Annotated in this window: 39 protein-coding genes and 2 tRNA genes; 21 read left to right on the top strand and 20 right to left on the bottom strand. The window is 63.7% G+C overall.

Annotation, left to right across the window (positions count from 1 at the left end; translation table 11 throughout):
* Positions 1-25: 25 nt before the first annotated feature.
* Genes epmA through QRQ56_RS07375 form a run of 3 tightly spaced genes read left to right on the top strand, consistent with a single transcriptional unit; the run spans position 26 to position 2471 of the window.
* Entirely contained in the window at positions 26-1090 is a 1065-nt protein-coding gene (gene epmA, locus QRQ56_RS07385; protein ID WP_438738763.1) for an EF-P lysine aminoacylase EpmA, read from the top strand.
* Complete coding sequence (locus tag QRQ56_RS07380) at positions 1087-2181, top strand: lysine-2,3-aminomutase-like protein (protein ID WP_438738760.1); 1095 nt, start codon at positions 1087-1089, stop codon at positions 2179-2181. The genes epmA and QRQ56_RS07380 overlap by 4 nt, the downstream gene beginning before the upstream one ends.
* A 38-nt stretch (positions 2182-2219) precedes the next feature.
* A complete protein-coding gene (locus QRQ56_RS07375) occupies positions 2220-2471 on the top strand; it encodes a hypothetical protein (RefSeq protein ID WP_438738758.1) in 252 nt (83 codons plus the stop codon).
* Positions 2472-2526: 55 nt separating this feature from the next.
* Here QRQ56_RS07375 and QRQ56_RS07370 read toward each other — a convergent pair whose 3' ends face one another.
* From QRQ56_RS07370 to QRQ56_RS07335, 8 genes are all read right to left on the bottom strand, one after another.
* Positions 2527-3612 carry a 3-deoxy-7-phosphoheptulonate synthase gene (locus tag QRQ56_RS07370; RefSeq protein WP_438738756.1) on the bottom strand — a complete coding sequence of 362 codons (1086 nt, stop codon included), beginning with the start codon at positions 3610-3612 and terminating at the stop codon, positions 2527-2529.
* 236 nt (positions 3613-3848) lie between these two features.
* Entirely contained in the window at positions 3849-4427 is a 579-nt protein-coding gene (locus QRQ56_RS07365; RefSeq protein WP_438738754.1) for an HdeD family acid-resistance protein, read from the bottom strand.
* Between the two features lie 69 nt (positions 4428-4496).
* Positions 4497-5537 carry a PrsW family glutamic-type intramembrane protease gene (locus tag QRQ56_RS07360; RefSeq protein WP_438738753.1) on the bottom strand — a complete coding sequence of 347 codons (1041 nt, stop codon included), beginning with the start codon at positions 5535-5537 and terminating at the stop codon, positions 4497-4499.
* Positions 5538-5871: 334 nt separating this feature from the next.
* Positions 5872-6024 (bottom strand): hypothetical protein, encoded by a 153-nt coding sequence (locus QRQ56_RS07355; RefSeq protein WP_438738751.1) that lies wholly within the window; start codon positions 6022-6024, stop codon positions 5872-5874.
* A 59-nt stretch (positions 6025-6083) separates the two neighbouring features.
* The gene (locus QRQ56_RS07350) at positions 6084-6323 is read right to left on the bottom strand and encodes a hypothetical protein (protein ID WP_438738749.1); all 240 of its coding nucleotides are present in this window, start codon (positions 6321-6323) and stop codon (positions 6084-6086) included.
* A gap of 136 nt (positions 6324-6459) precedes the next feature.
* Positions 6460-7467 carry an acyl-CoA desaturase gene (locus QRQ56_RS07345; protein ID WP_438738747.1) on the bottom strand — a complete coding sequence of 336 codons (1008 nt, stop codon included), beginning with the start codon at positions 7465-7467 and terminating at the stop codon, positions 6460-6462.
* 122 nt (positions 7468-7589) lie between these two features.
* Positions 7590-8216, bottom strand: coding sequence for a PilZ domain-containing protein (locus QRQ56_RS07340; protein WP_438738745.1), 627 nt, complete (start codon positions 8214-8216; stop codon positions 7590-7592).
* A 205-nt stretch (positions 8217-8421) separates the two neighbouring features.
* Complete coding sequence (locus QRQ56_RS07335) at positions 8422-9045, bottom strand: hypothetical protein (protein WP_438738744.1); 624 nt, start codon at positions 9043-9045, stop codon at positions 8422-8424.
* A 395-nt stretch (positions 9046-9440) separates the two neighbouring features.
* Here QRQ56_RS07335 and QRQ56_RS07330 point away from each other — a divergent pair, with 395 nt between their 5' ends.
* Complete coding sequence (locus QRQ56_RS07330) at positions 9441-10886, top strand: glycosyltransferase (protein ID WP_438740107.1); 1446 nt, start codon at positions 9441-9443, stop codon at positions 10884-10886.
* Between the two features lie 55 nt (positions 10887-10941).
* A complete protein-coding gene (locus tag QRQ56_RS07325) occupies positions 10942-12549 on the top strand; it encodes a hypothetical protein (protein WP_438738742.1) in 1608 nt (535 codons plus the stop codon).
* Positions 12550-12567: 18 nt separating this feature from the next.
* On the opposite strand, the gene QRQ56_RS07320 is transcribed toward QRQ56_RS07325, so the two are convergent.
* A tRNA-Glu gene (locus QRQ56_RS07320) sits at positions 12568-12642 on the bottom strand.
* 220 nt (positions 12643-12862) lie between these two features.
* Here QRQ56_RS07320 and QRQ56_RS07315 point away from each other — a divergent pair.
* The 3 genes from QRQ56_RS07315 to QRQ56_RS07305 are packed head-to-tail and all read left to right on the top strand — an operon-like array spanning position 12863 to position 13586.
* On the top strand, positions 12863-13117 hold the full coding sequence (locus QRQ56_RS07315; protein ID WP_438738741.1) for a PilZ domain-containing protein: 255 nt from the start codon (positions 12863-12865) through the stop codon (positions 13115-13117).
* 56 nt (positions 13118-13173) lie between these two features.
* Positions 13174-13419 carry a hypothetical protein gene (locus QRQ56_RS07310; protein WP_438738739.1) on the top strand — a complete coding sequence of 82 codons (246 nt, stop codon included), beginning with the start codon at positions 13174-13176 and terminating at the stop codon, positions 13417-13419.
* Positions 13419-13586, top strand: a complete 168-nt coding sequence (locus tag QRQ56_RS07305) for a hypothetical protein (protein ID WP_438738738.1) — start codon at positions 13419-13421, stop codon at positions 13584-13586. Before QRQ56_RS07310 ends, QRQ56_RS07305 begins: the two co-directional genes overlap by 1 nt.
* Positions 13587-13750: 164 nt before the next feature.
* Here the strand turns inward: QRQ56_RS07305 and QRQ56_RS07300 are convergent, their stop codons facing one another.
* From QRQ56_RS07300 to QRQ56_RS07290, 3 genes are all read right to left on the bottom strand, one after another.
* Entirely contained in the window at positions 13751-14389 is a 639-nt protein-coding gene (locus QRQ56_RS07300) for a glutathione S-transferase family protein (protein ID WP_438738737.1), read from the bottom strand.
* Positions 14390-14570: 181 nt separating this feature from the next.
* Positions 14571-14711: a hypothetical protein gene (locus QRQ56_RS07295; protein WP_438738735.1), complete on the bottom strand. Its 141-nt coding sequence runs from the start codon at positions 14709-14711 to the stop codon at positions 14571-14573.
* Positions 14712-14722: 11 nt separating this feature from the next.
* The gene (locus QRQ56_RS07290) at positions 14723-15175 is read right to left on the bottom strand and encodes a VOC family protein (protein ID WP_140479514.1); all 453 of its coding nucleotides are present in this window, start codon (positions 15173-15175) and stop codon (positions 14723-14725) included.
* Between the two features lie 261 nt (positions 15176-15436).
* Here QRQ56_RS07290 and QRQ56_RS07285 point away from each other — a divergent pair, with 261 nt between their 5' ends.
* Positions 15437-15571, top strand: a complete 135-nt coding sequence (locus QRQ56_RS07285) for a hypothetical protein (protein ID WP_438738733.1) — start codon at positions 15437-15439, stop codon at positions 15569-15571.
* A gap of 7 nt (positions 15572-15578) precedes the next feature.
* On the opposite strand, the gene QRQ56_RS07280 is transcribed toward QRQ56_RS07285, so the two are convergent.
* Complete coding sequence (locus QRQ56_RS07280) at positions 15579-15716, bottom strand: hypothetical protein (protein WP_438738731.1); 138 nt, start codon at positions 15714-15716, stop codon at positions 15579-15581.
* A gap of 91 nt (positions 15717-15807) precedes the next feature.
* Between QRQ56_RS07280 and QRQ56_RS07275 the strand changes: the two genes are divergently transcribed.
* A complete protein-coding gene (locus QRQ56_RS07275; RefSeq protein ID WP_438738730.1) occupies positions 15808-15975 on the top strand; it encodes a hypothetical protein in 168 nt (55 codons plus the stop codon).
* Between the two features lie 10 nt (positions 15976-15985).
* Positions 15986-16363: a hypothetical protein gene (locus QRQ56_RS07270; protein WP_438738728.1), complete on the top strand. Its 378-nt coding sequence runs from the start codon at positions 15986-15988 to the stop codon at positions 16361-16363.
* 59 nt (positions 16364-16422) lie between these two features.
* Here QRQ56_RS07270 and QRQ56_RS07265 read toward each other — a convergent pair whose 3' ends face one another.
* Positions 16423-16725, bottom strand: coding sequence for a hypothetical protein (locus QRQ56_RS07265; protein WP_438738727.1), 303 nt, complete (start codon positions 16723-16725; stop codon positions 16423-16425).
* A 112-nt stretch (positions 16726-16837) separates the two neighbouring features.
* Positions 16838-17329 carry a hypothetical protein gene (locus tag QRQ56_RS07260; protein ID WP_438738726.1) on the bottom strand — a complete coding sequence of 164 codons (492 nt, stop codon included), beginning with the start codon at positions 17327-17329 and terminating at the stop codon, positions 16838-16840.
* Between the two features lie 350 nt (positions 17330-17679).
* Between QRQ56_RS07260 and QRQ56_RS07255 the strand changes: the two genes are divergently transcribed.
* Positions 17680-17976, top strand: a complete 297-nt coding sequence (locus tag QRQ56_RS07255; protein ID WP_018323108.1) for an HU family DNA-binding protein — start codon at positions 17680-17682, stop codon at positions 17974-17976.
* A gap of 41 nt (positions 17977-18017) precedes the next feature.
* Here the strand turns inward: QRQ56_RS07255 and QRQ56_RS07250 are convergent, their stop codons facing one another.
* A complete protein-coding gene (locus QRQ56_RS07250) occupies positions 18018-18209 on the bottom strand; it encodes a hypothetical protein (RefSeq protein WP_438738724.1) in 192 nt (63 codons plus the stop codon).
* 464 nt (positions 18210-18673) lie between these two features.
* Here QRQ56_RS07250 and QRQ56_RS07245 point away from each other — a divergent pair, with 464 nt between their 5' ends.
* From QRQ56_RS07245 to QRQ56_RS07235, 3 genes are all read left to right on the top strand, one after another.
* Positions 18674-18811 (top strand): hypothetical protein, encoded by a 138-nt coding sequence (locus tag QRQ56_RS07245; RefSeq protein WP_438738723.1) that lies wholly within the window; start codon positions 18674-18676, stop codon positions 18809-18811.
* Between the two features lie 555 nt (positions 18812-19366).
* Positions 19367-19507, top strand: coding sequence for a hypothetical protein (locus QRQ56_RS07240; protein ID WP_438738722.1), 141 nt, complete (start codon positions 19367-19369; stop codon positions 19505-19507).
* 325 nt (positions 19508-19832) lie between these two features.
* Positions 19833-20030, top strand: coding sequence for a hypothetical protein (locus tag QRQ56_RS07235; protein ID WP_438738720.1), 198 nt, complete (start codon positions 19833-19835; stop codon positions 20028-20030).
* On the opposite strand, the gene QRQ56_RS07230 is transcribed toward QRQ56_RS07235, so the two are convergent.
* Complete coding sequence (locus QRQ56_RS07230) at positions 20027-20152, bottom strand: hypothetical protein (protein WP_438738718.1); 126 nt, start codon at positions 20150-20152, stop codon at positions 20027-20029. The two genes, QRQ56_RS07235 and QRQ56_RS07230, sit on opposite strands and share 4 nt — an antisense overlap.
* Before the next feature lie 75 nt (positions 20153-20227).
* Positions 20228-20494: a hypothetical protein gene (locus QRQ56_RS07225; protein ID WP_438740106.1), complete on the bottom strand. Its 267-nt coding sequence runs from the start codon at positions 20492-20494 to the stop codon at positions 20228-20230.
* 244 nt (positions 20495-20738) lie between these two features.
* On the opposite strand from QRQ56_RS07225, the gene QRQ56_RS07220 reads away from it, so the two are divergent.
* Positions 20739-21032, top strand: coding sequence for a hypothetical protein (locus tag QRQ56_RS07220; protein WP_438738716.1), 294 nt, complete (start codon positions 20739-20741; stop codon positions 21030-21032).
* Between the two features lie 69 nt (positions 21033-21101).
* On the opposite strand, the gene QRQ56_RS07215 is transcribed toward QRQ56_RS07220, so the two are convergent.
* Entirely contained in the window at positions 21102-21266 is a 165-nt protein-coding gene (locus QRQ56_RS07215; protein WP_438738715.1) for a hypothetical protein, read from the bottom strand.
* Positions 21267-21508: 242 nt separating this feature from the next.
* Between QRQ56_RS07215 and QRQ56_RS07210 the strand changes: the two genes are divergently transcribed.
* From QRQ56_RS07210 to QRQ56_RS07190, 5 genes are all read left to right on the top strand, one after another.
* Complete coding sequence (locus QRQ56_RS07210; RefSeq protein WP_438738714.1) at positions 21509-22267, top strand: SIR2 family NAD-dependent protein deacylase; 759 nt, start codon at positions 21509-21511, stop codon at positions 22265-22267.
* Positions 22268-22464: 197 nt separating this feature from the next.
* Positions 22465-23127: a cold-shock protein gene (locus QRQ56_RS07205; protein ID WP_438738712.1), complete on the top strand. Its 663-nt coding sequence runs from the start codon at positions 22465-22467 to the stop codon at positions 23125-23127.
* A 145-nt stretch (positions 23128-23272) separates the two neighbouring features.
* Positions 23273-23761 carry a DUF192 domain-containing protein gene (locus QRQ56_RS07200; protein WP_438738710.1) on the top strand — a complete coding sequence of 163 codons (489 nt, stop codon included), beginning with the start codon at positions 23273-23275 and terminating at the stop codon, positions 23759-23761.
* Positions 23762-23858: 97 nt separating this feature from the next.
* A tRNA-Pro gene (locus tag QRQ56_RS07195) sits at positions 23859-23935 on the top strand.
* 203 nt (positions 23936-24138) lie between these two features.
* Positions 24139-24531, top strand: coding sequence for a hypothetical protein (locus QRQ56_RS07190; protein WP_438738708.1), 393 nt, complete (start codon positions 24139-24141; stop codon positions 24529-24531).
* 171 nt (positions 24532-24702) lie between these two features.
* On the opposite strand, the gene QRQ56_RS07185 is transcribed toward QRQ56_RS07190, so the two are convergent.
* Positions 24703-24876 (bottom strand): hypothetical protein, encoded by a 174-nt coding sequence (locus QRQ56_RS07185; RefSeq protein ID WP_438738706.1) that lies wholly within the window; start codon positions 24874-24876, stop codon positions 24703-24705.
* Positions 24877-25175: the final 299 nt, after the last annotated feature.

The following is a 25175-nucleotide window of genomic DNA, read 5'->3' as shown; positions in this document are numbered from 1 at the left end:
TGCTGGCCTGCGGGGTGGTTGGTTGATGGCTGGGGACAAGCCGATTTCGCCGTTCTGGTCCCCCTCGCGGCACCTCGACCGGCGGCCCTTCCTGAGGGCCAGGGGGGCAATTACCGGAGCAATACGGGCCTTTTTCGCCGAGCAGGGGTTCATGGAGGTCGAAACCTCCGTCCTCCAGGTCTCGCCGGGCAATGAAACCCATCTGCACGCCCCCCGAACCGAGCTGATGCGGTCGGACGGCAGCCGTGCCAGCCGTTACCTGCGGACTTCGCCGGAATTCGCCTGCAAGAAGCTGCTGGCGGCGGGGGAAACGCGCATTTTCGAGTTCGCCCGGGTGTTCCGCGACCGCGAGCGCGGCGACCTGCATCTGCCCGAGTTCACCATGCTGGAGTGGTACCGGGCCGGCGCTCCCTATGACGCCATCATGGCCGACACCGTGGTGGTCATCGCCAGCGCGGCGCAGGCCACCGGCATCGGGACCTTCTCATTCCGTGGGCGGACCGCCGACCCCTTCGCCGAGCCCGAGCTGCTGACGGTCGCGGGGGCCTTCGACCGGTTCGCCGGAATCGACCTGCTGTCGACAATCTCCGGCAGCGAGGGTAATCGTGCCGCGCTCGCCGAGGCTGCCGCCGGCAAGGTCCGCGTCGCCGGGGACGACACCTGGTCGGACATCTTCAGCAAGGTCCTGGTCGAGCACGTCGAGCCGCAACTGGGGCAGGGGCGTTTGACCATCCTGTTCGAATACCCATCTCCGGAGGCGGCGCTGGCACGGGTGACAACCGGCGATCCCAGGGTTGCCGAGCGATTCGAGGTCTATGCGTGCGGCGTCGAGCTCGCCAACGGATTTGGGGAACTGACCGACGCGGAGGAGCAGCGCAAACGCTTCACGGAATCGATGACCGAGAAGCGGCGCCGCTACGGCGAAGCCTATCCGCTGGACGAGGACTTTCTGGCCGCGGTTGCGGCGATGCCGGAAGCCAGCGGGGTGGCCCTCGGCTTCGACCGGCTGGTGATGCTGGCGAGCGGCGCGTCGCGAATTGATCAGGTGGTGTGGACGCCGCCTGCAGATGAAACGTCAAGTGAGACATGACGAAGAGCAATCTTGCACGGACCTTGCGTGAGCCGGCTGAACTGGTAGCCGAAGGCCTGGCGCCGGCCACGGCGCTGCCTGCGCTCGAGCGTGTTGCCGCGCGCTATGCGGTGGCGATCACGCCGGCGCTGGTCGAACTGATCGACCCGTCCGATCCCGACGATCCCATCGCCCGGCAGTTCGTCCCGACCGCCGCGGAGCTGGAGATGCAGCCGGTCGAGAACGCCGATCCGATCGGCGATCATCCGCACTCGCCTGTGTCCGGCATCGTGCACCGCTATCCCGATCGCGTGTTGTTCAAGCTCGTTCACGTCTGCGCGGTCTATTGCCGCTTCTGCTTCCGCCGCGAGATGGTGGGACCGGGCAAGGAGAACGCGCTGTCGGAGGCCGCCTATCGCGCGGCGATCGATTACATCCGCTCGCATCACGAGATCTGGGAAGTGATCCTGACCGGCGGCGATCCGCTGATGCTGTCGCCGCGGCGGATGGGCGAGATCATGGCCGAGCTCGCGGCCATCGAGCACGTCAAGATCATCCGCCTTCACACCCGCGTGCCCGTGGCCGATCCGGCGCGCATCAGCGACGAGATGGTCTCGGCGCTCAAGGTCGAGGGCGCGACCACCTGGGTCGCCGTGCATGCCAACCATGCGCGCGAGCTGACAGGGCCGGCGCGCGAAGCCTGCGCGCGGCTCGCCGATGCCGGAATTCCGCTGGTGAGCCAGTCCGTGCTGTTGCGCGGCATCAATGACAACATCACGGCTTTGTCGGATTTGATGCGCGCTTTCGTCGAATGCCGGATCAAGCCCTATTACCTGCATCACGGCGATCTCGCGCCGGGCACCGCGCATCTGCGCACGACGCTGGCAGAGGGGCAGGACTTGATGCGGCAGTTGCGCGGGCGGGTGTCAGGCCTGTGTCAACCGGACTATGTCATCGACATTCCCGGCGGCGCCGGCAAGTCGCCGGTGGGACCCAACTATGTGTTTGCGGAGCAAAATACCGCAGCCGATGGACGTGAAGCGGAGACGGAATCCAGCTATCGTATCATCGACTATTGCGGCGACGTTCATCTCTATCCGCCTGAGACCTGAGCGGTGAGAAGCGCCGGTTTGAGAATGGAGGATCGGATATGAAGAAGATCATGCTGGCGGCATCGCTCGTGGTCTTGCTGGGCGGAACGGCGATGGCGCAGACCGGCGCCAAGGGATCGACGTCGGGGGGCGCGAGCTCCGGATCGGCGCCGCAGGCTCCCGTCGGCCATCGCCAGCCGCGCGTCTCGGACGTGCCGAGCGAGAAGAATGTGAGCGATCCGAACGATCCGCTCAGCAAGGAAAACCAGGCGCTCGACAAGAAGATCAAGAGCATCTGCCGCGGCTGCTGAGGTATTCACCTCTCCCCGTCGGGGAGAGGTGAGGAAGAGCCCATCTCGCGTCGGCTTACGCCGACCGCTCGTGCAGGCCCGCCCGCCGGGTGTTGCGGCGGACCTCGACGGCGTCGGCGAGCTGCTCGAGCACGGTCGCCGTGCTCGCCCAGTCGATACAGCCGTCGGTGATGCTCTGACCGTAGGTGAGCGGCTTGCCCGGGACGACGTCCTGGCGGCCGGCAACGAGATTGCTCTCGATCATCACGCCCATGATGCGGTTCTCGCCGCCGGAGATCTGACCGGCGATGTCGGCCGCGACCTGCGGCTGGTTTTCCGGCTTCTTGCTCGAATTGGCGTGGCTCGCATCCACCATCACCAGCGGCGCGACACCGGACTTGGCCAGTTCGTTGCAGGCCGCAGCGACGCTTGCCGCGTCGTAGTTCGGCTTGCTGCCGCCACGCAGGATGATGTGACAGTCCTCGTTGCCCGCGGTCGAGGCGATCGCCGAGCGGCCGAGCTTGGTGACGGCCATGAAGTGATGCGGGTGCGAGGCGGATTTCACCGCGTCCGCTGCGATCCGCACATTGCCGTCGGTGCCGTTCTTGAAGCCGACCGGGCAGGACAGGCCGGAGGCCAGCTCGCGATGGATCTGGCTTTCGGTCGTGCGCGCGCCGATCGCGGCCCAGGACACCAGGTCGGCGATGTATTGCGGCGTCGTCATGTCGAGGAATTCGGTGCCGGCGGGCAGGCCGAGATTGTTAACCGCCGAGAGCACGTTGCGCGCCAACCGCAGGCCCTTGTTGATGTCGAAGCTGCCGTCGAGATCGGGATCGTTGATCAGGCCCTTCCAGCCGACCGTGGTGCGCGGCTTCTCGAAATAGACCCGCATCACGATCTCGAGCTGATCGGCGAGATCCTCGCGCAGCTTCACGAGACGCTCGGCGTAGTCGAGCGCGGCCCTGGGGTCGTGGACCGAGCAGGGGCCGACGACGACCAGAAGACGGTCGTCCTGGTTGCTCAGGATGGCGTGGATGGCGTTGCGCGCGGCCATGACCACGCGCGTTGCGGTGAGCGTGCGCGGGACCTCCCGCATCACCTCGTCCGGGGTGCTCAGTTCTTTCAGTTCGCGGATGCGTAGATCGTCGGTCGTGCTCAGCACGGCGGGCTCCTGTCGTTTTGAGAACCTGCCGGCCAACAAAAAAGCCGCCAGGTCTGGCGGCTTGTTTCGGACGTTTGCTGCAATGTTTCAGATTGAGCGCGATCCTCCTGCCGCCAGCGAGCTGTCGTAGCTAAAGTACCAAAAATAGCTGGTGGCGACGGTGATCATGCTTGGCCATATAGCGCGCCGTTGGCGCCTTGTCACCCCCCAATCGGCGCCGAAGGCGACGAGGCGGGTCAGCTGTTGCTGTTGCGCGCCGCCAGCGCCATGCCGATCAGGCTGGCGCCGCCGAACAGCAGGTTGATACCGACGAGAATGCCGATCGCCCATTCGGCCGAGCTCGGCAGCCCCGTGATCACCATGAACGAGATCGCGATGTCGACGAGGCCCGAGATGAGCAACCACGACCAGCGGCTGCTCAGCTCGCGGCGGTGCTCCAGCGCGTACATGATGGTGGCGATGCCCTCGGCGAGGAAGTAGGCGCCAAGCACGATGGTCAGCGTCAGCACGGCCTGCATCGGGCGGCCCAGCAGCAGCATGCCGGCGAGCACGGCGAGCGCGGCAGAGATCAGCGACCACCAGAAGCCCGGCGTGTTGCGCGCCCAATAGGTCACGATCAGTCCGCCGATACCGCTGACCAGGAACATCCAGCCGAGGAAGATCGCGATCGCAAGGCTTGCCAGCGGCGGCAGGATCAACGCCGCGACGCCGAGAACGACAAGCAGAATGCCTTCGAACAGGAAGGCCTTCCAATGCGCCTTGACCGTCTGGCTCATGACGGATTGCAGCCGTGAAAAATCGTCGGGTGATGTCATCGTCTAACTCCGGAACGGGGGGAGCGTGTCCAATCTAGTCGACCCCTGGCGCGCGCGCCATGCGGTGGATCAACCCCCGCCGGGTGCCGATGAAAAACCTTCCGCGCTGGTGCGGATGCGGTTGCGGCCGAGAACATAGATCGCCGTTGTGACAATCAGAAGCGCAAGGCCGAGCAGGATCGAGACGAAGCCGATCGGGATCAGGGCCAGCGTCAGATTACGCTCGGGATTGATCAGCCAGTGATGGATCGAGGTCAGCACGAAGGCGAGCCCGAGGAAGCCGACACCGCCGCCGGCCAGCAGCAGCGCCCACATCCGGCGGAGCTGGCTGAGCCGCTCCCGCGCAATGTCGGTCCGGGGCGCGTGATGACGGGCGACGCGCCGGACCAGGCGGACGGCGAAGGCGATCGAGCTGAAGCCGATCAGCAGGCTGGCCGCGCCCAGCCACATCCGCAGCGTCGGATCGAGATCGGGCATCCTTTGCAGGGTCAGCAGCGGAAAGTCGAAGGCCGAGTGCAGCGCGAGCGGCCCGGCCAGCATCAGGAGGCGGCTGGAGAGGCGGGCCCAATCGCGGTTGTGGCGGTTCGCTCCCAGCGCCGTGCCGGCGCGCGCGATCGTCAAATAGGCGCCCGCGATGATGCCGAGCGCGCCGTGGAACGGCACGGTCAGGACGCTGCGCAAGGCGGCGAGCGAACGCCACATCTCGGCGTGCTGGACCAGATAGGCGAGGTTCTCGTAGGCGGCGAAACCGAGGCCGACCGCCGCGCCATAGACCACGGTGTCCATCGGATTGGCGAAGGTCCGCCGCTTGGTCGAGGAGATCAGAACGATGGCGATCACCTTGACGGCTTCCTCGGGCAGAGCGACGCCGAAGATCGAATGCATGGCCAGGGCCGCCCAGGGATTGTCGGGGGCGGCGACCATCTTGGCGAAGGGGGCGCGGGCGAGGCCCAGCAGCGAGATGCTGGCCGCACCCAAGAGGAACGCGGTCCAGACCTGAGCCGGCGGGCCAGGGCGTTCCTCAGCGGCGATGACGAGCCAAAGCATCAGCAGCGCCGGGGCGATGGCGGCTGTTCCGATGACGGTGGGCAACGCTTCAATCAGGTACATCGGCGCCGAAAATAGGTTCCATTGGTCCGCTTATCTACATTCACCGATGCGACCATGTGTCATGCGGTCGCTGTCGGCTCGCTGAACGGGCGCGACAATGTCCGTTCATCTGCCGTCGCCCGGTGAGATGTAGAATACAAGCGTAATCAATTGCATCACAGAACCAGTTCGCCCGCCATGGCAATTGCGGCGTCAGCCGGGATTGGGTGCGATTAGCGAACAGGATCAGGGGTATGTACAGGTTTCTTTGATTCACCGTAGAGCTGTCTCCACAGTGGCCCGCGGAAGAGCCGAACCCTGGGTGGGTTGAAACGAGCTCAGCCGGGCCGGCCGGCTAGTCGTGTTTTGGGTGCCCGCGCGGCGGCGAGGCGATCCTGCGCATCCGCACCTGCTCCAGCTCCCAGAACGCGCGCACGAGACACGTGCCGAGGCAGACGACGATGAGCAACAGCAGAAGGGCCTGGTCGACGGCGGGGATGTGTATCATGGCGATGATAAAGCAACGCCCATGCCATGCGTTCCCGCAACGGCCGACACTTTCCGCAGTCAGTGAGTGGTGAACGGCGGGGCCCCGGGAGCGACGTCGAAGGCGCCGAGATGGAATTCCTCGCCCAGGGACGGATCAGGCTCGCCCGGTTGCGCCAGCAGCGTGAAGGCGGCCTGCGGATAGAGCTTCCAGATCTCCAGATCACCGGCCGTGATGGTGAGCCAGCCGAAGGTATACATATAGCGCCCGGGCTCGCTGACCCGGCCGACCCTGTCCCAGGTGATCTTGTTGACTGCCATCCGGTCCCCCGATCGCAAGTCCGCAAATGACGTCCGGCATGAGGCGCGGACCGACAAAAGCTGATCCCGCAATGGGGCCGCGATAGGGCGGCGATGCGGAGGCAAGACGGCCGGAGCGCCGGCCGCCGCCTGCCGTTCAGCGCGCCGTCGAGGTCGCCTGCGCTTCGGCCGCCCGCTCCAGTTGACGATGCGAGGCGTGGAAGACGTCGTGGACGAGGCCGATCTTTTCCAGGCCCAGGATGATCAGGCCGTTGAGATCGATCTCCCACCAGGCATGCGAGATATAGGCGTCCCGCGGGAAGCGGTGATGGTTGTTGTGCAGACCCTCGCCGAAGGTGAGGATCGTGGTCACGAATTCGTTGGTCGAGGCATCGTCGACCTCGAAGCGGCGGTAGCCGTAGGCGTGGCAGACCGAGCCGGTGAGCTGGCTGGTGAGGATCAGCAGGTAGCAGCGGAGCAAACCGGAGAACAGCACGCAGCCGATCATGGTGTGCACGCCGCCGAAGGTGTAGCCGACCACGCCGGGAATGAAGATCGCCGACATCCCGTACCAGACCCAGCGGGTGCGCACGAAGAACATCGCGATGGGATCGGCGAGGATGTCCTTCGCGTAATATTCGTTGTCGGTTGTGGCCTGGTCGAACACCCAGCTGCCCTGGGCGTGCAGAAAGCCCTTGAGCGCGCTGACGTAGCGATTGCCGAAGCCGTCGAACTGCGGGCTGTGGGGATCGCCGACGTCGTCCGCATAGAGGTGGTGTCGGCGGTGGTTGGCGACCCATTTCGCGATCGACCCCTGCACCGCCATCTGGGCGATGGCGCAGAAGAACACGCGCATGATCGGGCCGGTGCGGAAGCTGCGATGCACGAACAGGCGGTGCATCCCGGCGCCGATGCCGAACGTCGTCAGCGCGAACATCCAGACGAACGTGAACAACTCGACCTTGCCGACGCCTTGCGTGATGGCCCAGATGATGCCGGCGACCGCGCCGACATAGAGAATTCCGAGCAGGAGGTAGCTTTCGCGCAGCTTGGCCTGGACCAGTGGTCCTTCGGTGACGACTCCGGGGGGAAGCTGCGGCTTGGCCGCGATCGACGCGTTCTGCGTGGTCTCTGCCGGGACGAGCTCGGCATCAGCGATGGACATTCCAGGACTTCCGATACACGGGGGGCCCGCAATGATTGCGGACGTACTGGACCACACCCTACCGTGCGAGGGACCTTACCTCCAGCGCTTAGTTAAAAAAGAGTTAAGGCTCGCGCCCCGGCTCAGGCGGACAGCAATTGGGGCGAGCGGACGATGAGGCGGACGAGGTCATCCCGGGACTGTTTTTCGGCGAATTTGACCGCGAAGCCGTGGTCGAATTTGCGGATCACGCGCCCGACGCAGGCGCCGACGGCCAGCGGGGTTCCCACCGGCGGGTCGTACTCGCAGGAGATCGCGACGCCCGCCGTCGAGACGTCGATGATGAAGCAGGAATGGGTGTTGCCGTCGGCGAGCGTCAGGACGGTGTGCGCGACCTGCGGGACGAAACGGGCGTCGCGCCGCAGGTCCTGAACGCTTTCATCCTTCTGCTTCTTTTCGAGCCATGTGAGCTTTTCCGACATCCAGGCGCGCCGCGCGCGCGTCATGTCGAGCTCCATCAGGAAACCCGATTTCAGCGTCGCGCTGATGGTGCACTGGAACTCGCCGAAATCCTGGAAGTAGGAGGTCAGGCGCTCGCCGACCTTGCCGACGACGGGCACGTCCACGATCATGCGGAAGGGGGAGACGCGCTTGGTGCGGCAGGCGAAGCTGCGCAGCTTGCCCTCACAATCGTACCAGCGCGGCAGCGAATAGCTGCCGCTCACTGTGACGTCCACTGCACGCTGTCTGAGGAAGTCTGCGACGGACATGAGGTGCCAATGATGTTCGGGATCGCTTCCGTAATTCCACGGTAGCGATCAAATTCTAAGCAAATGATACCGGCACTCAAAAGCGGGGGTAAATTTCCGGTAAACGCGCGCCTCGGCCACGCAGCAAAAAGCGCGGCATAAGGACCCTTCAGGGCTCACAACCTCGTTATTGAGGCCTGCGCCGAGCAGCCGCGCGACGCGGAGCTTAGGGAGGTCCGAACAGCATCAGCAATGCCAGCGCGCCAATTGCCATGGCGAGCTGGATTTTCGTCCATGTCAGCCCGTTCGGGCTGATCTCAAATCCCAACAGCGGCAAGGCGCGTCGCATCGCGAGCGACGAAAACGCTTCGGCAACCGCGAGCATAAGGCCAATTCCGGCGAGGGACGACCATGGCTCCGCCGGCGGCATCCATGGCGCGAGCCAGACGGGCACGGCGCTCTTCAACGTGCCGAGCAACGCAAACCATCCAAACCAGAACGGGAAGCGCTTGACGATGTCCGCGCCAATCGTTTCGGGCTGGAGCCGGATCCCAATTCCGGCCAGCGAGCTTTCAATGCGCCCGCTATCGGTGAGGAAGATGAAGGCGCCGAGATAGAGCGGAATGCGCGACTGGAAGAGCAGGGCGATGACGCCGAACAGGATGGCGTGGCCGATGGCGTCGCCGAGCGCGTCCTTGAAGCTGCTGCCTTGCTGCAAAGCCGCCGGCGCCAAATCGGCATGGCGCTGCGGCAACGATCTGGCGCGCGCCATGTGCTCCAGCATCCTGGCGCGCCGGTCCGGCGAATACGGTGTCGTACGACGCATCCAGGCCAGTGGCGTCGTCGCCATGGGCGGAGCGCCCGACGGGCCTTCCAAACTCGATTTGCGCGGCTCCATGACCCGAACCAGATCCTTCAATCCGCGCCGCCAATGCGGCGGGCAAGACGGCTTCCTTCGGACCATTGGTCGGAGGTCGGGGCCGGGGAGGTTCACGCCCGCTGAGGGATTTCTGCGATCCGTGGGCGCTGATTTCGCGGCGCCGCGGAGGAGGCTCTACGACCAGTAGAAATCTCGTGTCACGATCTTCCTGTTGATCTCGCTCCCCAGTTGCGCTTGAGTGCCGGCAGGTCTGGGGGGACCATATTGATGTCTATTCTCATGGCTGCGGCGTTTTCCGCCGCGGCAAATTTTGCAGTCAATTTCAGTTCGAGCAGGCCTGTCGAAACCTGTACTCTGCCATGGACATGACGGTCGTGTCCGGCTGCCTGTCCGCGCGGAAAGCAGTCATACTCGATCACGCTGATCGAATTGCCGCGGATCGCGTGACATGGCGCGAGAAGAACCGGTTCTTCCACGAAGAGGATGAACGCTATCTCCGGTTTCTGATCCCGCCGGGGAGCCGCGTCCTCGACATCGGCTGCGGCATTGGCGATACGCTCGCGAGCCTTGCGCCGTCACATGGCGTCGGCGTCGATTTCTGTCGCAAGCAAACCGCGATCGCGCGGCAGCGCCACCCCGATCTCACCTTCGTCGAAGGCGATGCCGAGGACACAGCGACGCTCGATGCGTTGCAAGGGCCGTTCGACTATATTCTCGTGCTCGATACGATCGGGTCTGTGGAGGATTGCCAGAAGTTCATCGCCCAGCTGCATCCGTTCTGCACCCGGGATACGCGGCTGGTGATCGGCTACTTCTCCCATCTCTGGTATCCCCTGTTGAAATTCGCCGAGCGCGTGGGCCTGCGGATGCCGCAACCGGACCAGAACGTGCTGTCGCCGGCAGACTTGCGCAGCCTCGCCGGGCTTGCGGATTTCGATCCGGTGAAGTCGGAGCAGCGCGTGCTCTCGCCGGTGCGGATGTTCGGGCTCGGGCGTTTTCTCAATCGCTTCGTCAGCGTGCTTCCGGGAATCCGCCAACTCGCGCTTCGGCACTATCTGGTCGCGCGGTCCGGCCGCAGGGCGCGGGAAGAATTCGCGTCGGCCACCGTCGTCGTCCCCGCGCGCAACGAGCGCGGCAATATCGAGCCTGCGGTCCGGCGAATTCCCGACTTCTGCGGCGATATCGAGATCATCTTCGTCGAAGGCCACAGCCAGGATGGCACCTTCGAGGAGATGGAGCGGGTCAAGCAGGCCTATCCGTCCAAGGACATCAAGGTGATGCGCCAGCCCGGCAAGGGCAAGGCCGACGCCGTCTTCACGGCGTTCGACGCGGCGCGCGGCGACGTGCTGATCATTCTCGATGCCGACCTCACCATGCCGCCCGAGCAGATTCCGAAATTCGTCGAGGCGCTGCTGGCGGGCAAGGGCGAGTTCGTCAATGGCTCGCGCCTTGTCTATCCCATGGACGACGGCGCGATGCGCTTCCTCAATCTGATCGCCAACAAGATCTTTTCCTACCTGTTCTCGTGGCTGCTCAATCAGCGCTATACCGACACGCTGTGCGGCACCAAGGTGCTTCGCCGCAGCGACTATCAGCGCCTGAAGGCCGGCAAGGCCTATTTCGGCGATTTCGATCCGTTCGGCGACTTCGACCTGATCTTCGGCGCATCGAAGCTCAACCTGAAATCGGTGGATCTGCCGATCCGTTACGCCGCGCGGACATATGGCGAGACCCAGATCTCCAGGTTCCGCCATGGCTGGATGTTGCTGAAGATGGTGGCGTTCGCCTTCCTCAAGATCAAGGCGATCTAGCCGCGGAAGCCACGGTTCGATGATCTCAGACCAATATTGTTTCCCCGACGTCCGCGTGAACGGGAGGATCAGAACGCTGCTGATCCTCATCGTGCCGTCACTGTATCTGGCGGCGACGCTGCTCTATTCGACCTATCAGGCCGTCTGGGGCGTCCAGGTCGATCCGGAATCGGCGTACACCATGAACGGGCTGGTGGCAGCTGCGGGATACGGCTCCCTGAAATTCGACCACCCGGGAACGACCACGACCATGCTGGTCGAGCTGATCGTCAGGGGCTGGGCCCTGATCGGCGGGGCTAAGGATATCGTCGCGTTCGGGCTCGAGCATTACGACACGATCACATGGGCGGCGCGCACCGGCGAGGCGCTGGTGCTCACGGGTGCGCTGCTGGCCGGCGGGCTCATCGTCGGTCGGACCACGCAGAGCGCGATCGCCGCGATGCTGTTCCAGGCCGGCGCCTTCGTGCATTCCGATGCCTTTCACTTCCAGACGGTGCTTGCCCCGGAAAGCCTGATGGCCGCGATCGCACTGTTCGGCATGGCGATCGTGATCAAGGCGACGCTCGATGCGCACCCGCCGGCAACGGTGCTGGGCGTCGTGTCCGGGGTCATCTTCGCCCTCGGCTTCTCGACCAAATATCTCTATCTGCCGCAGGCGCTGTTCGCCGTTTGCCTGCTCAGAAGCAGACGCACTTTCGTCGCCGCCATGGTCACGGGGGCGCTCGGCTTCGTTGGCTTCAGCCTGATCTTCAATCCGGGAACGATCACGCGCGGGTTCGGATGGCTTGCGCAGATCGCCACGCATAAGGGGAATTACGGCGAGGGCGAGCCGGGGTTCATAGATTTCAGGATATTCTGGTCGAACATGGCCGAGATCATCAAGGCCGCGCCGATCGTGTTCGGCGTGTACATCGCGGCGGGGGCCGCGGCGCTGGCTTGGTGCCTCAAGAGCCGGAGCTGGCGGGATCCGATCAGCCTGAACCTCGGTGCCGCCACTCTGATCTACGTCGCGCATCTCGTGGCAACGTCGAAGCACTACGCACTGCATTACATGGTGGCACCGTGGGTGCTGACGGGCGGGGTGCTGGTTCTGGTCGTGGTGCAGCTCAGGCGGCTGCTCCCGGCCGTCCCGCCGGTGGCGCCGAGCCTGCTTGCAGGCAGCCTGTGCGCCGTCATGAGCGCGACAACGCTGATCGAGGCCCGCGCCGCGGCGCTGTTCGCGTCGCATTCGAACGCGATCGGAGCCCGGCTCTCGAAAGCCGTGGTCGCGGCAGGCCCCGCCTGCGCCAACGTCTCCAGCATGTTCGTGCGCGCGCCCGAGAACGACATGAACCACGGCTGGGACATGACGGTACAGCTCTGGGGCGACCAGGCGATGCGGGACAGGTTCTCCGCGGCCTATGCGAGCGCCTTCACGGTCCCGCTGCTGGACCACAACGGCATCACGCACGTCCTGAAGAACAACTTTCGACCCACCAGCTACGCAAAGCTCGGCGCCGACTATCCCTGCATCGTCGTCCGATCGGCGGTGGCGCTCGATGCCGACAGTTCAATGGGACTTCTGGCGCTCAAGCCGGACCATTGCGTGATCGAGGGGATCCACGTCTATACAGTCGGGCTCGCCTGCGCGAAGGTGGAAAGCAGCTTCAGGGAGCAACGGTGAGGGGGAACCCGGGCGGGCTGGCGCTCCCTAGCGGAATCGAACCGCTCTCTCCACCGTGAAAGGGTGGCGTCCTAACCGATAGACGAAGGGAGCAAACGCAGGGCCCTGCCGTTATCCCGGCACGGCCACTGGCCGGCCGAGTCGGACCCGGCGGCTTGCAGCGGGCGAACGTATAGTGGCCTTTCTGGCTTCCGGCAAGCCGTCCGGAACGGTCTTTTGGGTCCGGTGGAAAGGGCCGTCTCCGGGATGATCAGGGGGCGATTTCAACGGTTTGTTAGGGTTCCCTGAGTAGCGCTGGACTGGGAGATTTCCAATGCCACCGCCGAAAAAGCGCGCAGCCCGCAAGCTGCTGTCGCAGCACGCCTGGATCACGCTCGACGGCGGTTTTGCCGCGCGGCATTGCCTGGTCCAGGATATTTCGGATTCGGGCGCCAAGATCACGCTGGACGAGGACGCCAGCCAGCTCCCGGGCCTGATCCGGCTGGCCTTCTCGCGCGATGCGCGCACCGGGCGAAGCTGCCAGGTGGTGTGGCGCCGCGGCAAGTCGGCGGGCATCAAGTTCATCTGATCGCAGCCGCGGAAGGCGAGATGGCGCGCGGCGGCCGTCCGGGCTAGAACGCCGCCATGCGCATGCCGCTTCTGATCCTGATCCCGTTGCTCGCCACATCCGCCGCCGCAGCGGAGGCCTTGCGTCTGCCGCCTGCCGAGCAGCCGAAGGCGGGAGCGACCGTGCCGCTGAAGGGCAGTGCCGGCAAGGCACGCGCAGGCTCCTGCGCTGACTATGGCCCGCGCTTCGTCATGGTCGAGGGCACCGGGACCTGTGTCAAGATCGGCGGCTCGATCAGCGTCGACACCACCGTGAGACGCTGATGCCGGCGGATCTGCTGCGGCTCGAACTCGTCGTCCCCGTTCTGATGTACTGCGCGCTGCTGTGGTGGGTCGGCCGTGGCTTCAGCTGGACGGCGCGGCTGGCGACCGCCGCGGTGACGCTGGTGCTGATCGCCTGCGTCCTGCTGGTCGAGCGCGGCTGGCGCTAAAGCATGATCCGGAAAAGTGCGAAGCGGTTTTCCGAAAAGATCATGCGCAAACCACAACCTAAAGCGCGATGACGATTCATCCAAATCTCATCGCGCTTTAGGCCGAAACCAAAAACGCGAAAACAACCCCATGCACAGTAGCCGTCAAGCGCCGCGTTGACGGCTCATGACATCGGCGGTGCGACATGTTGCGCAAAGCCGGGCCGTTTGCCGAGCTCGGCGAGCCAGCGCGTCAAATGCGGCTGTGCCGGCCGGCTGATGCCCTCGACGCCGAGCCAGCGCCGCGCATAGGAGCCGAGCGCGATGTCGGCGAGCGTGAACGCATCGCCATCCATGAAGCGCCGCGAGGAAAGCAGGCGATCGGCGATCGCCCAGACCTCGGCGGCGGCATCGGCATCGCGCTGCACCTGGATCATGTCGCGCTCGGCGGGCGCCGTGCGCACGATGCCCCAGAACACCGGGCGATCGACCGGCTGCACCGTCGAGAGCGTCCAGTCGAGCCAGCGGTCGACCGAGGCGCGCTGCTTGGGCGCCTCCGGATAGATCGGCGTGCCGCCTCCATGGGCGAGGCAGAGATAGCGCATGACTGAGTTGGACTCCCACAGCACGAAGTCGCCCTCGACCAGCGTCGGGATTCGCGCATTGGGGTTCATCGCGAGATACTCGGCCTCACGGGTCCTGCCGTAACTCATCCCGGCGTCGATGCGCTCATAGGGCAGGGCAAGCTCGGTCAGGCACCACAGCACCTTCTGCACGTTGACCGAATTGGCGCGGCCCCAGATCGTCAGCTTGGTGTCAGGCATGAAAGCATCTCCCCGCGGCAATCCCTGCTGTCATAGCCCCGATTGCGCTCCGCTCCATCCGGGCTACACGCGCGTCTCCTAGCTCAATTTGACGACGCCAGCGATGCGCGATTGCGCCGAGCCTCTCATGCAAAAAGCTCCGCCATAGGCGGAGCTTTCACAAACACACTGAACTGGTCGATCAGCGGCCGAAGAACAGCCACAACAGAATGATCACCGGGATCGGCACGCCCAGCAGCCACAACAAGATTCCGCGTCCCATGGTTTCCTCCTCCAATCGCATTGTCTGGGAGTGAACGCGGGCGGCGAAGGCTTGTTCCAATGGCGCGGGGCCTACCAGTGACCGGTGTTCGGCATGGAGGCCCAGGGCTCCTGCGGCGGCTTCGGATCGCCCTTCTGCAGCAGCTCGATCGAGTGCAGGTCCGGTGAGCGCACGAAGGCCATGTTGCCGTCGCGCGGGGGACGGTTGATGGTGACGCCGGCCTTCTGCAGCTTCTCGCAGGTGGCGTAGATGTCATCGACCTCATAGGCGAGATGGCCGAAGAAGCGGTCCTCGCCGTATTTCTCCTCGTCCCAATTCCAGGTCAGCTCGACCAGCGGCGCGCCGCGCGTCTGCGGCTGCTTCTTCAATGCCTCCAGATCGTCCGACGAGCACAGGAACACCAGCGTGAAGCGCCCCTTGTCGTTCTCGATCCGCCGCACCTCCTTCAGCCCGAAAGCATCGACATAGAATTTCAGCGCGACATCGAGATTGCGCACGCGCAGCATGGTGTGGAGGTATCGCATGGTTGTTGCTCCCTGGGGGTGGAGGTTTTGTCTTGGGCCGGGACGGCGGGAAGGAGATAGCAGGAAAGTGGAGAGAGGGGCAGGGGGCGCTGGCAATTGTGCGTGAGACCGGGACGCGCCACGGATTGCGCGCGCAGAATGCCGGCTATCGCTCTTGCGAGGCCTGGTCGAGCGGGCGTGGCGCCCTGCGTCAGACAACCGTGACGCCGGTCACGGCGCGGACACGCAGATATCGGCACGCTCCCATGAAAGGAGTGTGTCATGCGATACGCCGTGATCGCCTTGCTCGTTCTCGCCAGCCTTCAGGCCATGCGCGGCGGATATCTCAGCGCCCCGCTCTTCGTTCTGCTGGCGGTGGGGGGCTGCGCCGGCGCAATCGCGCTGAGGAAGTCGTGATGGATTTCTACGCCACGGCCATCTTCGAGATCGCGGTCGAGCTGTTCTTCTCGATCAGGCGGAGGCTAACGCGAAAGCCCGCCGTCACGGGAAGGCCGAGCGTGCCCTTGGTGCCGCCACGCTGATGGGCACGACAGCAAGACAAGTCCACCCTTCGCGTCAGCCGCTCACAGAACAGTCCGGGCTGCCCCCGGAGGCGAGGTTGAACCGCAACTCCGCCGGCGCGACCAATTCCTATGCTTCAAGCCCTGCTCAGCGCGATCGTCGAGATTCTCTTGTCTGCCGCCTGGAGCGCCGTCGTCAGATTCTTCGGCCTGGAGAACGCCGTCGAGATCGCGACGGCCGTCTTCGGCCTTGCCTGTATCGCGATCGGCTCGGTGGTCTTGTTGCTGGGGCACGGATGAGGGGAGCGCCGTGAAGACGATCACGCTGCTTGCAGTGGCAGCCATGCTTCTGCTGGAGGTCTTCGGCCCGACGTCGAGCGTCGGCGGGTCGATGAGCTTCATGCTGGTCTTCGTCATCGTGACGCTGGCGGTTCCGATCTACGAGGCCTGGTCGAACCGGCGCGGGGCGATCGGATGGATCGTCAATCTCTTCGCGTCAATCGTTGGCGGATTGACGGCCATTGCCCTCGTTGGAATGGCCATGGAGACGATCCTCCCGCATCTTCACCTCGAAGGCTCGCTCGCCTCGTCGCAACATCCGCTGAAATACGTCGTGGTCGCCGTGATCGCGATCCTGATGGTGGCGGGATCGTGGATCCCGCTTCAGATCGTCAACCGGCTGCGCTGATCGCGCCCTCGGCAGCCTCGCGAACGACAGCGCGAGGCCGAGGTCTTCGTCGTCCGTAACTAGGCGGCAATCCGTTGCTCGACCGGGGCCGTCAGCAGCTTGAGCGCCTGCGCATGCTGGAGATCGGGGACTGCGATCGCCGTATGGCTGTAGACCGCATGGGTCCTCGAGTTTGCAAGCGTGTCCAGGATCTGCTTGCCCTTGATGACATGGATGCCCATGCCATCGTCGCTGGGGAAGATCGCCAGCACCACGTCATAGGCCGCAATGACCGCTCTGAGCGCTTCGGCCTTGTCTTCGGCGAGCTCGACAAAAACACGAACATCGGCTGCGAGTTCACGCAGCTCGTCAAAATCCAGCACTGTGGGGGTACTCCAACGCAACGATACTGGTTAGAGCTTGGCGGCGTTGGGTTACTGAAGTGTCAACAAGGCGGGTCGAGCCACAAGTTTCACGACGAGGTGACTTCACGCTCTAGCGTTTGGCTTCGATCTTGCGGAGCCGGGCCTCGGCGGCCTCATCCACGAGGGTCAAGGCGAGGCCGTCATAGCTCAGCCTGAGCCCGCGTCCGACGATCCATGTCCATCCCTCGCGGCCCTTGATCGCTTGCGCGTTGAACTGCTCGGAGATCGATTTGACGGCCGCTTCCTCGGCCCCCGGATTGTTCAGCGTCGCATTGACGCGCCAGATCGGGCGCCTGGCATCGGTCTCGTCGCTGTCCACCGCAACCTTGGCGCCGTTGATGTCGCATTCGAGCGTGGTCGCGTCCCGGCCCTGGCGGCAGAGATAGTGACGTTGACCAACGAGCTTTTTGGTTTCGTCGAATGTCATCCCGGGCGAGAAGCCGAAGATGTCCGACTTCTTCACGACGGCGAGGGATGCGGGCTTCAGGAAGCTCGGCTGGATCGCGACGAGGGCTGCGACGGCGACGACGATCAAACCTGCGAGGACGATGGCGACCTTCATGAGTACCCCACGAGAAACCTTCAGATCATTACAGGCCGCCGCAACGTTCTGCCATGCCCAAAAGCGAAAACCCCGCCTGGGGGAAGCGGGGCTTTCTGGTGGGGTGAAGCTTGGGGACTTCATAGATAAGACGCGCCAGCGGCAAAATGGTTCAAAAGGAAATCGCGTGTCCCTGCGGCATCTTGCACAGGAAGTAGGAACCCCGGGAGAACCCCTGCTTGCGTTTTCGGCCTCGATAGGCTCTAAGCCCGGTCACTTCATGACCTCTGGCATGAATCAGAAGCGCGCCTCCGCGGTCCGGCCGCGTCACAGCAGAGTTATTCGCGCGCACCCTTCAAAGGAATTCAGACATGGCGAAGATGACGAAGACCCAATTGATTGATGCAATTGCCGAAGGCACGCAGCTTTCGAAGAACGACGTGAAGTCCGTGATCGAGTACATGGCCACGGTCGGCTACAAGGAGCTGAACGAGTCCGGCGAGTTCGTCATTCCCGGCTTCGTGAAGATGTCGGTGGTGAACAAGCCGGCGACCGAAGCTCGCATGGGCGTCAATCCCTTCACCAAGGAGCCGATGCAGTTTGCGGCCAAGCCCGCGAGCAAGTCGGTGAAGGCCTCGCCGCTGAAGGTTGCCAAGGACGCCGTCTGAGACCGGCGACATCGTTGCGGCCGGCTCGTCCGGCGCAGCGATCATTTGTCGACGAACAGGTGATGCTCGGCGACGGCGACGCCGAACATGACCACCACGATCAGCAGGAACCACAGCGCGCGCCGGCCGGTCTCTCCGGGCGCGCTCTGCGGCTTCCCGCACGCCGGGCAGACCGAAAGCCCGATCGGAATCGCGGCTTCACAGAATTCGCAGATCATCGGCGCCTCGATCATTCAAGCGCGGTGCGGGTGTTGGCCCGCTGACGCGCGACAGGCCGCACCGATTCATTCCGCCTGATAATGCGAACGAGGGAAAACCCGTTCCCGAAATGCCACGGCAAGCCGCGCCGTTCAGTCCGCCATAGCTGCACAAGAAAAACCCCGCGCTTTCGCACGGGGTTCTTCTGACCGACGGCGTTGGGATTTCAGCGCCTGGCCGTCAGCCATGGCTCTAACTTAAGGTTGAAAATCCAAAAGGCAACAGCGCCGCGGTGACGGAATATGTTCGTCCACTGCGGCGCTGCCATATACGACTGGGCGCTGAAATCCCCAGCTTCCATAGGTCCGTGCGGCGCCGAAAAGGTTCAACGCGACATCATCAGGAAAAACGCGTCCTGGGGCTGGACTTTTCGTTCTTCTTTTGTTCTAGTGAGTTGCTCCAGTTGGACCACTTGGTTGAACCGCTTGGGAGGTGACTCATGACTGTCGAAAAGCAGCGCGAAGTGATCAGGCTCTGGAACCAGCTCAGGAAGGTCGAGGGCCCGGCCGCGGAGGAGCTGCGCATTCAGATCCTGGAATGCTTCTCGGAAAAGGGCACAGCGAAGCGGGCGGCCTGATCGGCGCCGGCGAACGCCAACGAGATGCCAGCAGGCGCGTCCCGTGCCAGGCGGCGCGCCTGGTCGAGCGGCTTCGTTGTGACGCGAGGACACGACACGATCCATCTCAGGTCGGCGTCGACGTGGCCGCGATGATTGCCCGGGGATGAGCACGCAGGAACGAACATGTACTGTCAGCGTTCGGCCTGCATGACATGCCCGCGATGCGCCAAGCCGATGACCGCGACCTCCGGCAACAGCTTTCGATGCGAACCTTGCCGCGAGATCGTCATCGTGTTTGCGGTCGCTTCGAAATTCCTGTCGCCGAGGATCGCACCGACGATGAGTCCTGCAGTTGAAGACGTGACGACGCACGCTTTCATCGATCGTTAGGAATCGCTTCGCGCTGATTTTTCCGACTCCGATTCGTTCTTCGAGAACGAAATGGAGTCGGATGCAGAACAAGTCGCGCTTGGGATTATCGACGCGGCTCTTCGTGTCAGAACGAGACAGCGTGAGGCTTCGCACAGTCGAGCCTGCGCCTCTTCCGTAAGGAGTGAGGCGAAGGAGATCGCCATGGACGAGTGCTGGTTTCTTGCCGAGATCGCAAAAGTGTTCTGGTACGATCGCCATCCTCGCTTGCGCGAAGGCAAGCCGTCGGTGCCGCAAGTGCCGCCACCGAAGTCGCCTGACACGTCGTCTCCTGATGCGAGCTGACGATCATCGCCCGTGCGACTTCCACGATTTGTTAAGGGCTGCTCCGCGCCGATTTCCTGGAGTCCGATTCGTTCTTCGAGAACGAAATGGTGTCGAAGCTGGAACAAAGCCGGTTGGCGGTGCGCGGGGAGCTTCGGCTTTGCGCAGAGCGGTCGCTGCTCACCGCAATCGGAAGCGCCCGTCAATTCCTAACGAGAGTTTGCGCGGATGCCGATAACCCTATTCGGTTAGGTTAAAAGCCCAATCGCATTGCGCTTGCCGCTGCTTGGGATAGGTGTTTGGCAACGACAAGCAAGAAACGACTTTGCCCAGAAGCAATTTTGCCATGACACCTTTTTCAGAGCCGTCATTTTATCAAGGCGACCGGCACACCTATCGCCGCGTGGCCATCGTCGGCACGCTGTTCTGCCTGGCTTTCGTGGTGATCAGCTTCTCGCTGCGGCCGCAGGCCGAGGACACGCGCGTTGCGGTCAAGGCCGACCGGTTGGTGCGCACGGCAGGTCAGGCCGCGCACGCCAATTAGCGCTCGTCGCGATAGATGCGACCGTCGCCCGGCACATCCGGGATGGTGGAGCCGCGCGAAGCGAGCGCCACGAAGCCGGCATAGCCGGACAGATTGAGCAAAACTTCGAGCCACGCGGGCATGTCGGCCTCATCCTCTCTGCGTGAGGACGAGCCCAACGTGCGCGCGCAAGTCCGGTTCCGTCCTTTCGGGGAACCTCAGAGCGGAGAGGAGGGATCGAGACGGCGGCCGAGGGTCGCCACGGATTCGCTCGACGGCCGCTCTTTGAGGAACTCGGCAATGGCGCGCGACAGTTCGCGGTCGCTCATCGGCGTCGGCGGCGGGCGCAACGCGCCGACCCCGAAGCTGCGAACGATCTCGTCGTAATGCCGATCACCGGATTTCGGAACCAGCCTGCGGATGCGCGACAGCAAAGCGGATAACGGCAAGTCTTCCTCCTCGATCTCCGCCCCGCTGGCAGCCATCATCTTCTGCTGCCACGCGCTCCCGTGAAACTGAAAACCCCGCCAGCATCGTGGGGATGCTGACGGGGTCTTCGTGCTGTTGCCTCAACCCGGATGGCGGAGGCTCCCGCACTTGAAGGTTAAATCTGCACCCGCCGATTTCGTTCCAGCGATATCGATAATTTTGTAGCCGCAGGTTCCGCCGCATGTGCGCAACTATCGCAGGCGCTCGCCGTTATCTCTGCAAGACGCGAAGGAGGAGAGCATGAAGAAGACTTTGGCAGTCCTGGCCACCGTTGCAGCCGTCGGCGTGACCGCGGTTGCGGCTCCTGCGCCTGCTGAGGCGCGCGGGCGCGGCATCGGTCCGGGCCTCGCATTTGGCCTTGCCGCCGGCGCCATCACCGCAGGCGCGGTGGCAGCATCCCGGCCCTACGGGTACGGCTATGGCCCGGGCTACGGCTATTATGACGGCCCCGGCTATTACTACGGGCCTGGCCCGTACGCCTATTATGGTGGTGGACCGTACTACCGGCACCATCGCCACTGGCGCCATTGGTAACAACCAAGGAAAGCGAAAAGCCCGGAGCGATGCTCCGGGCTTTTTTCATGCGCAATGATAAGGACCGTCTCACGGCCAAAGCGAGGGCCGTTCGACCTTGCGGGCGTTTTCCAGCGTAGACACGAAATACTCTTCGCGCTCGCGCTTGAATTTTTCCTGCGTAGCACGGAAGGCGGCGACACGGGCGGCGATTTCGTCGCGCTCACGGGCTTTGCGTTCTTCGTCTGCTGTCATGGCCATCCCCTCGGGTTTACTAACTCAACTCAAGCACTGCCGCCGCATCCGTTGAGTCGCATTCACACATCCATTGGTGCTCCTGAATGGGGCGTCAATGGGGAGGAGGCATTGCAGGATTGTGATAAGCGAAGGTCGGAAGAAATTGCCGAGCGCCTCCTGTTAGCGCTTGATAACAGCGTCAACAATCTTGCCGCTTGCGCATGGTGCTGGCAGGCAAGTCCGAATCGGAGGCCGCGTAATTGATTGCATCGGATCTTCAGAGCGGCGTCGAAAAGCTCGGCGACATGATCGCCGCGGCCAAAGTCATCGTGCCGTTCACCGGGGCGGGCATCTCGACCGAATGCGGCATTCCCGACTTTCGCTCGCCGGGCGGAATTTGGACGCGCTATCGTCCGATCGAATTCGGTGAGTTCGTCGCGAGCCGGGAGGCGCGGGATGAATCCTGGCGTCGCCGCTTCGCGATGGAAGAGGTGTTCGCGGCCGCGAAGCCCGGCCGTGGCCATCGCGCGCTGGCCTCGCTCTACCGCGCCGGCAAGGTTCCCGCCGTCATCACCCAGAACATCGACAATCTGCACCAGGCCTCCGGCATCGCCGGCGAGCACGTGATTGAACTTCACGGCAATACCACTTATGCGCGCTGCATCGGATGCGGGCAGGCCTATCCGCTCGACTGGGTGAAGCAACGCTTCGAGGAGGAGGGCGCGCCCAACTGCACGGCCTGCGACGAGCCGGTGAAGACCGCGACGATCTCCTTCGGTCAGATGATGCCCGATGACGAAATGCAGCGCGCAACGGCGCTTTCGCAGGCCTGCGACCTCTTCATCGCGATCGGTTCCTCGCTCGTAGTGTGGCCTGCGGCGGGCTTTCCGATGATGGCGAAGGAAGCGGGTGCGCGTTTGGTGATCATCAATCGCGAGCCGACCGAACAGGACGACATCGCCGACCTTGTCATCCACCACGACATCGGCGAAACCCTTGGGCCCTTTGTCGGTAATTGAGGCAGCAATTTGATTCGCGGCTGTGCAAGCTGTTCATAGGTTCCGGCGAATCTCTTTTTTGTCTATGCCTCGCAACCGGGAGTGTTATCTTTTGAGTCGAAAGATTCGCGTCGCGTCGAGTTGAGAAGATTCTCTAAAGACGCGTGATTCGACACCGCTGCTGAGGCGGGTCGCATGACAGTGTGGGGTCCGGGGTTATGGGGTCGTCGGACGGATTTGAGTCCAAAAAGCTCGGGGTTCCCGGGCAGGGAGTATCGTCCGGGCGGATCACGCCGGGCGAACACGGCGGTGCCGGTCGCGACAGCGGGCTCAGTCCCTTCAGCGGACTGGGTGAGGCCAGCGCCAATCTCGTCGAAGTGCACGGCGTCATCAAATGGTTCGACGCATCCAAAGGCTACGGCTTCATCGTTCCCGACAATGGCTGGCCCGACGTGCTCCTGCACGTTACCGTGCTTAGGCGCGATGGCTTCCAGACCGCCTATGAAGGCGCCCGCATCGTCGTCGAGTGTATTCAGCGCGCCAAGGGTTACCAGGCGTTCCGCGTCGTCTCGATGGACGAGTCGACCGCGATCCATCCGGCGCAGATGCTGCCGCCGCGCACCCATGTCACGGTCACCGCGACCAGCGGGCTGGAACGAGCCCAGGTCAAATGGTTCAACCGGCTGCGCGGCTTCGGCTTCCTGACCTGCGGTGAGGGCACGCCCGACATCTTCGTGCACATGGAGACGCTGCGCCGCTTCGGCATGACCGAGCTGCGGCCCGGCCAGTACGTCCTGGTCCGCTTCGGGCCCGGCTCCAAGGGCATGATGGCAGCCGAGATCCATCCCGAGACTGGATCGCCGGGCCTGCAATCGCACTAGCTGCGATCAGGCGCGCGTTCGGATGACGCGCGAGCTTCCAATCCCGTAATCGTGAGCAGAGGCGCGCCGGCAGCCCGGCGCGCCTCTGGCTTTTCCGCCGACCGCCGCGTAGGACTGGCCCAGTCCCACGCCTCGAGTGTTCCCCATGAATTCTAATCGAAAGGCCGTCTGGTCCGCTCTGAAGGGCTGGCTTGCCGCCATCCTTGTCGTCTCCGGCTGTGTCGTCGCCGCGAGCTTGCCCGCTGGCGCCGCCAGCTTCCAGCCGCTCGAGATCGTCACCAAGAACGGCGTGCAGGTGTTCTCGGTGGAGATGGCGACGACAGAGGAGGAGAAGCAGACCGGCCTGATGTACCGCAAGGAGCTGGCGGACGGCAAAGGCATGCTGTTCGACTTCAATCCCGAGCAGGAAATCTCGATGTGGATGAAGAACACCTATGTCTCGCTCGACATGATTTTCATCAGCGCCAGCGGCCGTGTCCTGCGCATCGCCGAGAACACCGAGCCGATGTCGACCAAGATCATCTCGTCCCGGGGGCCCGCCCGGGCCGTGCTGGAGGTGGTGGCGGGAACGGCGCAGAAATACGGTATCCGCCCCGGCGATCGCGTCGGCCACCCGCTGTTCAGCAGCAAATAGGGCAGGCAGTCGGCCGGCGTTGCCAGCCTTGCCGGCGCCGGTTTGCAAGCTTGCTGGCGCCTTTGGAAGCGTGTATCGACGGGGCTCGCCGGACATTCGGGGTATAGCGCAGCCTGGTAGCGCGGCAGTTTTGGGTACTGCAGGTCGTTGGTTCGAATCCAGCTGCCCCGACCAGTCCCGACGTTGAATTCCTTTCATTTTCCTTGAGATTTTGACCTGCGCCAGCGTTCCAGCGCGGCCGGCGACGATCTTGCGCAGCTGTCGCATCGGGTCCAGGCGTCCCGGAGCACAGATCCCGCGCCTGCTTCGCCCGCTTGCCGCGTTGAAGGAAAGGGCGTGCAACGTGCGGCGCTCGATATTCTCCAGGCGAGGTCTTCATGTCGATCAGTGCGATTGCGTCAGCCGGCGCGGCGGTAACGGCGTCTGCGTCGACTGCGACGACATCGGCTTCCACGGCTTCCTCGACCTCGGCGGCAGCCTCGACCTCAGCGACGTCGGCGACCTCGGACACGTCGTCCTCGCAATCGGCGGGCGGCAGCACGGGATCGGGCGGCGGCGGTTCGGCCAAGACCATCGTCAGCGAGGTCTCCATCACCATCGGCGGTGTCACGACCACGACGATCACCTATTCCGACGGCACCACCGAAGTGCAGACCTCGGCGAGCGCGCAAGGGAGCCAAGGGAGCCAAGGCGGTCAGGCGGGACAGACCTACAACGCGCAAGGGGCGCTTCAAGCCAATGGCCAGGCGGCGTCCAGCGCCGGCATTTGAGCAACGCCGGTCAGAATGACCCAGGCGTCATCGAACCTTTGGCTGTCGCCATAGACCTATATGTGTTGGGGATTTCAGCGCCCAATGTCTAAACGGACGCCGCCAAGCGATGATATTCCGCTTGCGCGGCGTTGCGCTTTTCCGAAGGGCATGTCTGCGGGATCGGGCCGCTCAGCCTGAGGCGTGCCAGCCCGGCGGGAACGGGACGAACGGCCAGACCATCTGATTGTCGTTGGCGGCTTTCGGCAGATCCTGCGCCGGCGTACTCGCGACGGGCGCAGTTGGCGCCGATCGCAGCGCCAGGCGCAGACGCGCCCATTGCAAATTCATTGGCGGCAAATTCATGGTGGGCGCCCCGACGAATAGTCTTGAAAATTCAAATGCAAAATTGACGTCAGCTCAATCAATCGTCCGCGCCCAATGCGGCGCGGTCATTCTCAAATCGCGCAAGCATTCTAGATTGATCGGCGCGGGCTTTCAACCGTTCCGGCCGGGCAAGCCACGGGAAGTAAGGTTGATCGGTTAGGTTAAGGATGCGCGCCTGTTGCGGCTGTGCGGGCGATCGCTATCAAATCGATCCTGGCTCCCGAGGGGCCTGCAATCCGCGCTCACACAAGATCACAAATCGGCGCGGCGTTCGCATC

This window comes from Bradyrhizobium sp. U531 (assembly GCF_051710265.1).
Classification (GTDB): domain Bacteria; phylum Pseudomonadota; class Alphaproteobacteria; order Rhizobiales; family Xanthobacteraceae; genus Bradyrhizobium.
This window is presented reverse-complemented; position numbering and strand designations above follow the sequence as displayed.

Bases quoted from the DNA above. Each gene is read 5' to 3' on its own strand.
- epmA (WP_438738763.1), top strand. From the start codon at position 26: ATGGCTGGGGACAAGCCGATTTCGCCGTTCTGGTCCCCCTCGCGGCAC.
- QRQ56_RS07380 (WP_438738760.1), top strand. From the start codon at position 1,087: ATGACGAAGAGCAATCTTGCACGGACCTTGCGTGAGCCGGCTGAACTG.
- QRQ56_RS07375 (WP_438738758.1), top strand. From the start codon at position 2,220: ATGAAGAAGATCATGCTGGCGGCATCGCTCGTGGTCTTGCTGGGCGGA.
- QRQ56_RS07365 (WP_438738754.1), bottom strand. From the start codon at position 4,427: ATGACATCACCCGACGATTTTTCACGGCTGCAATCCGTCATGAGCCAG.
- QRQ56_RS07360 (WP_438738753.1), bottom strand. From the start codon at position 5,537: ATGTACCTGATTGAAGCGTTGCCCACCGTCATCGGAACAGCCGCCATC.
- QRQ56_RS07355 (WP_438738751.1), bottom strand. From the start codon at position 6,024: ATGATACACATCCCCGCCGTCGACCAGGCCCTTCTGCTGTTGCTCATC.
- QRQ56_RS07350 (WP_438738749.1), bottom strand. From the start codon at position 6,323: ATGGCAGTCAACAAGATCACCTGGGACAGGGTCGGCCGGGTCAGCGAG.
- QRQ56_RS07345 (WP_438738747.1), bottom strand. From the start codon at position 7,467: ATGTCCATCGCTGATGCCGAGCTCGTCCCGGCAGAGACCACGCAGAAC.
- QRQ56_RS07340 (WP_438738745.1), bottom strand. From the start codon at position 8,216: ATGTCCGTCGCAGACTTCCTCAGACAGCGTGCAGTGGACGTCACAGTG.
- QRQ56_RS07335 (WP_438738744.1), bottom strand. From the start codon at position 9,045: ATGGCGACGACGCCACTGGCCTGGATGCGTCGTACGACACCGTATTCG.
- QRQ56_RS07330 (WP_438740107.1), top strand. From the start codon at position 9,441: ATGACGGTCGTGTCCGGCTGCCTGTCCGCGCGGAAAGCAGTCATACTC.
- QRQ56_RS07315 (WP_438738741.1), top strand. From the start codon at position 12,863: ATGCCACCGCCGAAAAAGCGCGCAGCCCGCAAGCTGCTGTCGCAGCAC.
- QRQ56_RS07310 (WP_438738739.1), top strand. From the start codon at position 13,174: ATGCGCATGCCGCTTCTGATCCTGATCCCGTTGCTCGCCACATCCGCC.
- QRQ56_RS07305 (WP_438738738.1), top strand. From the start codon at position 13,419: ATGCCGGCGGATCTGCTGCGGCTCGAACTCGTCGTCCCCGTTCTGATG.
- QRQ56_RS07300 (WP_438738737.1), bottom strand. From the start codon at position 14,389: ATGCCTGACACCAAGCTGACGATCTGGGGCCGCGCCAATTCGGTCAAC.
- QRQ56_RS07290 (WP_140479514.1), bottom strand. From the start codon at position 15,175: ATGCGATACCTCCACACCATGCTGCGCGTGCGCAATCTCGATGTCGCG.
- QRQ56_RS07285 (WP_438738733.1), top strand. From the start codon at position 15,437: ATGCGATACGCCGTGATCGCCTTGCTCGTTCTCGCCAGCCTTCAGGCC.
- QRQ56_RS07275 (WP_438738730.1), top strand. From the start codon at position 15,808: ATGCTTCAAGCCCTGCTCAGCGCGATCGTCGAGATTCTCTTGTCTGCC.
- QRQ56_RS07260 (WP_438738726.1), bottom strand. From the start codon at position 17,329: ATGAAGGTCGCCATCGTCCTCGCAGGTTTGATCGTCGTCGCCGTCGCA.
- QRQ56_RS07255 (WP_018323108.1), top strand. From the start codon at position 17,680: ATGGCGAAGATGACGAAGACCCAATTGATTGATGCAATTGCCGAAGGC.
- QRQ56_RS07250 (WP_438738724.1), bottom strand. From the start codon at position 18,209: ATGATCGAGGCGCCGATGATCTGCGAATTCTGTGAAGCCGCGATTCCG.
- QRQ56_RS07245 (WP_438738723.1), top strand. From the start codon at position 18,674: ATGACTGTCGAAAAGCAGCGCGAAGTGATCAGGCTCTGGAACCAGCTC.
- QRQ56_RS07240 (WP_438738722.1), top strand. From the start codon at position 19,367: ATGGACGAGTGCTGGTTTCTTGCCGAGATCGCAAAAGTGTTCTGGTAC.
- QRQ56_RS07235 (WP_438738720.1), top strand. From the start codon at position 19,833: ATGACACCTTTTTCAGAGCCGTCATTTTATCAAGGCGACCGGCACACC.
- QRQ56_RS07230 (WP_438738718.1), bottom strand. From the start codon at position 20,152: ATGCCCGCGTGGCTCGAAGTTTTGCTCAATCTGTCCGGCTATGCCGGC.
- QRQ56_RS07225 (WP_438740106.1), bottom strand. From the start codon at position 20,494: ATGGCTGCCAGCGGGGCGGAGATCGAGGAGGAAGACTTGCCGTTATCC.
- QRQ56_RS07220 (WP_438738716.1), top strand. From the start codon at position 20,739: ATGAAGAAGACTTTGGCAGTCCTGGCCACCGTTGCAGCCGTCGGCGTG.
- QRQ56_RS07215 (WP_438738715.1), bottom strand. From the start codon at position 21,266: ATGACAGCAGACGAAGAACGCAAAGCCCGTGAGCGCGACGAAATCGCC.
- QRQ56_RS07205 (WP_438738712.1), top strand. From the start codon at position 22,465: ATGGGGTCGTCGGACGGATTTGAGTCCAAAAAGCTCGGGGTTCCCGGG.
- QRQ56_RS07200 (WP_438738710.1), top strand. From the start codon at position 23,273: ATGAATTCTAATCGAAAGGCCGTCTGGTCCGCTCTGAAGGGCTGGCTT.
- QRQ56_RS07190 (WP_438738708.1), top strand. From the start codon at position 24,139: ATGTCGATCAGTGCGATTGCGTCAGCCGGCGCGGCGGTAACGGCGTCT.
- QRQ56_RS07185 (WP_438738706.1), bottom strand. From the start codon at position 24,876: ATGAATTTGCCGCCAATGAATTTGCAATGGGCGCGTCTGCGCCTGGCG.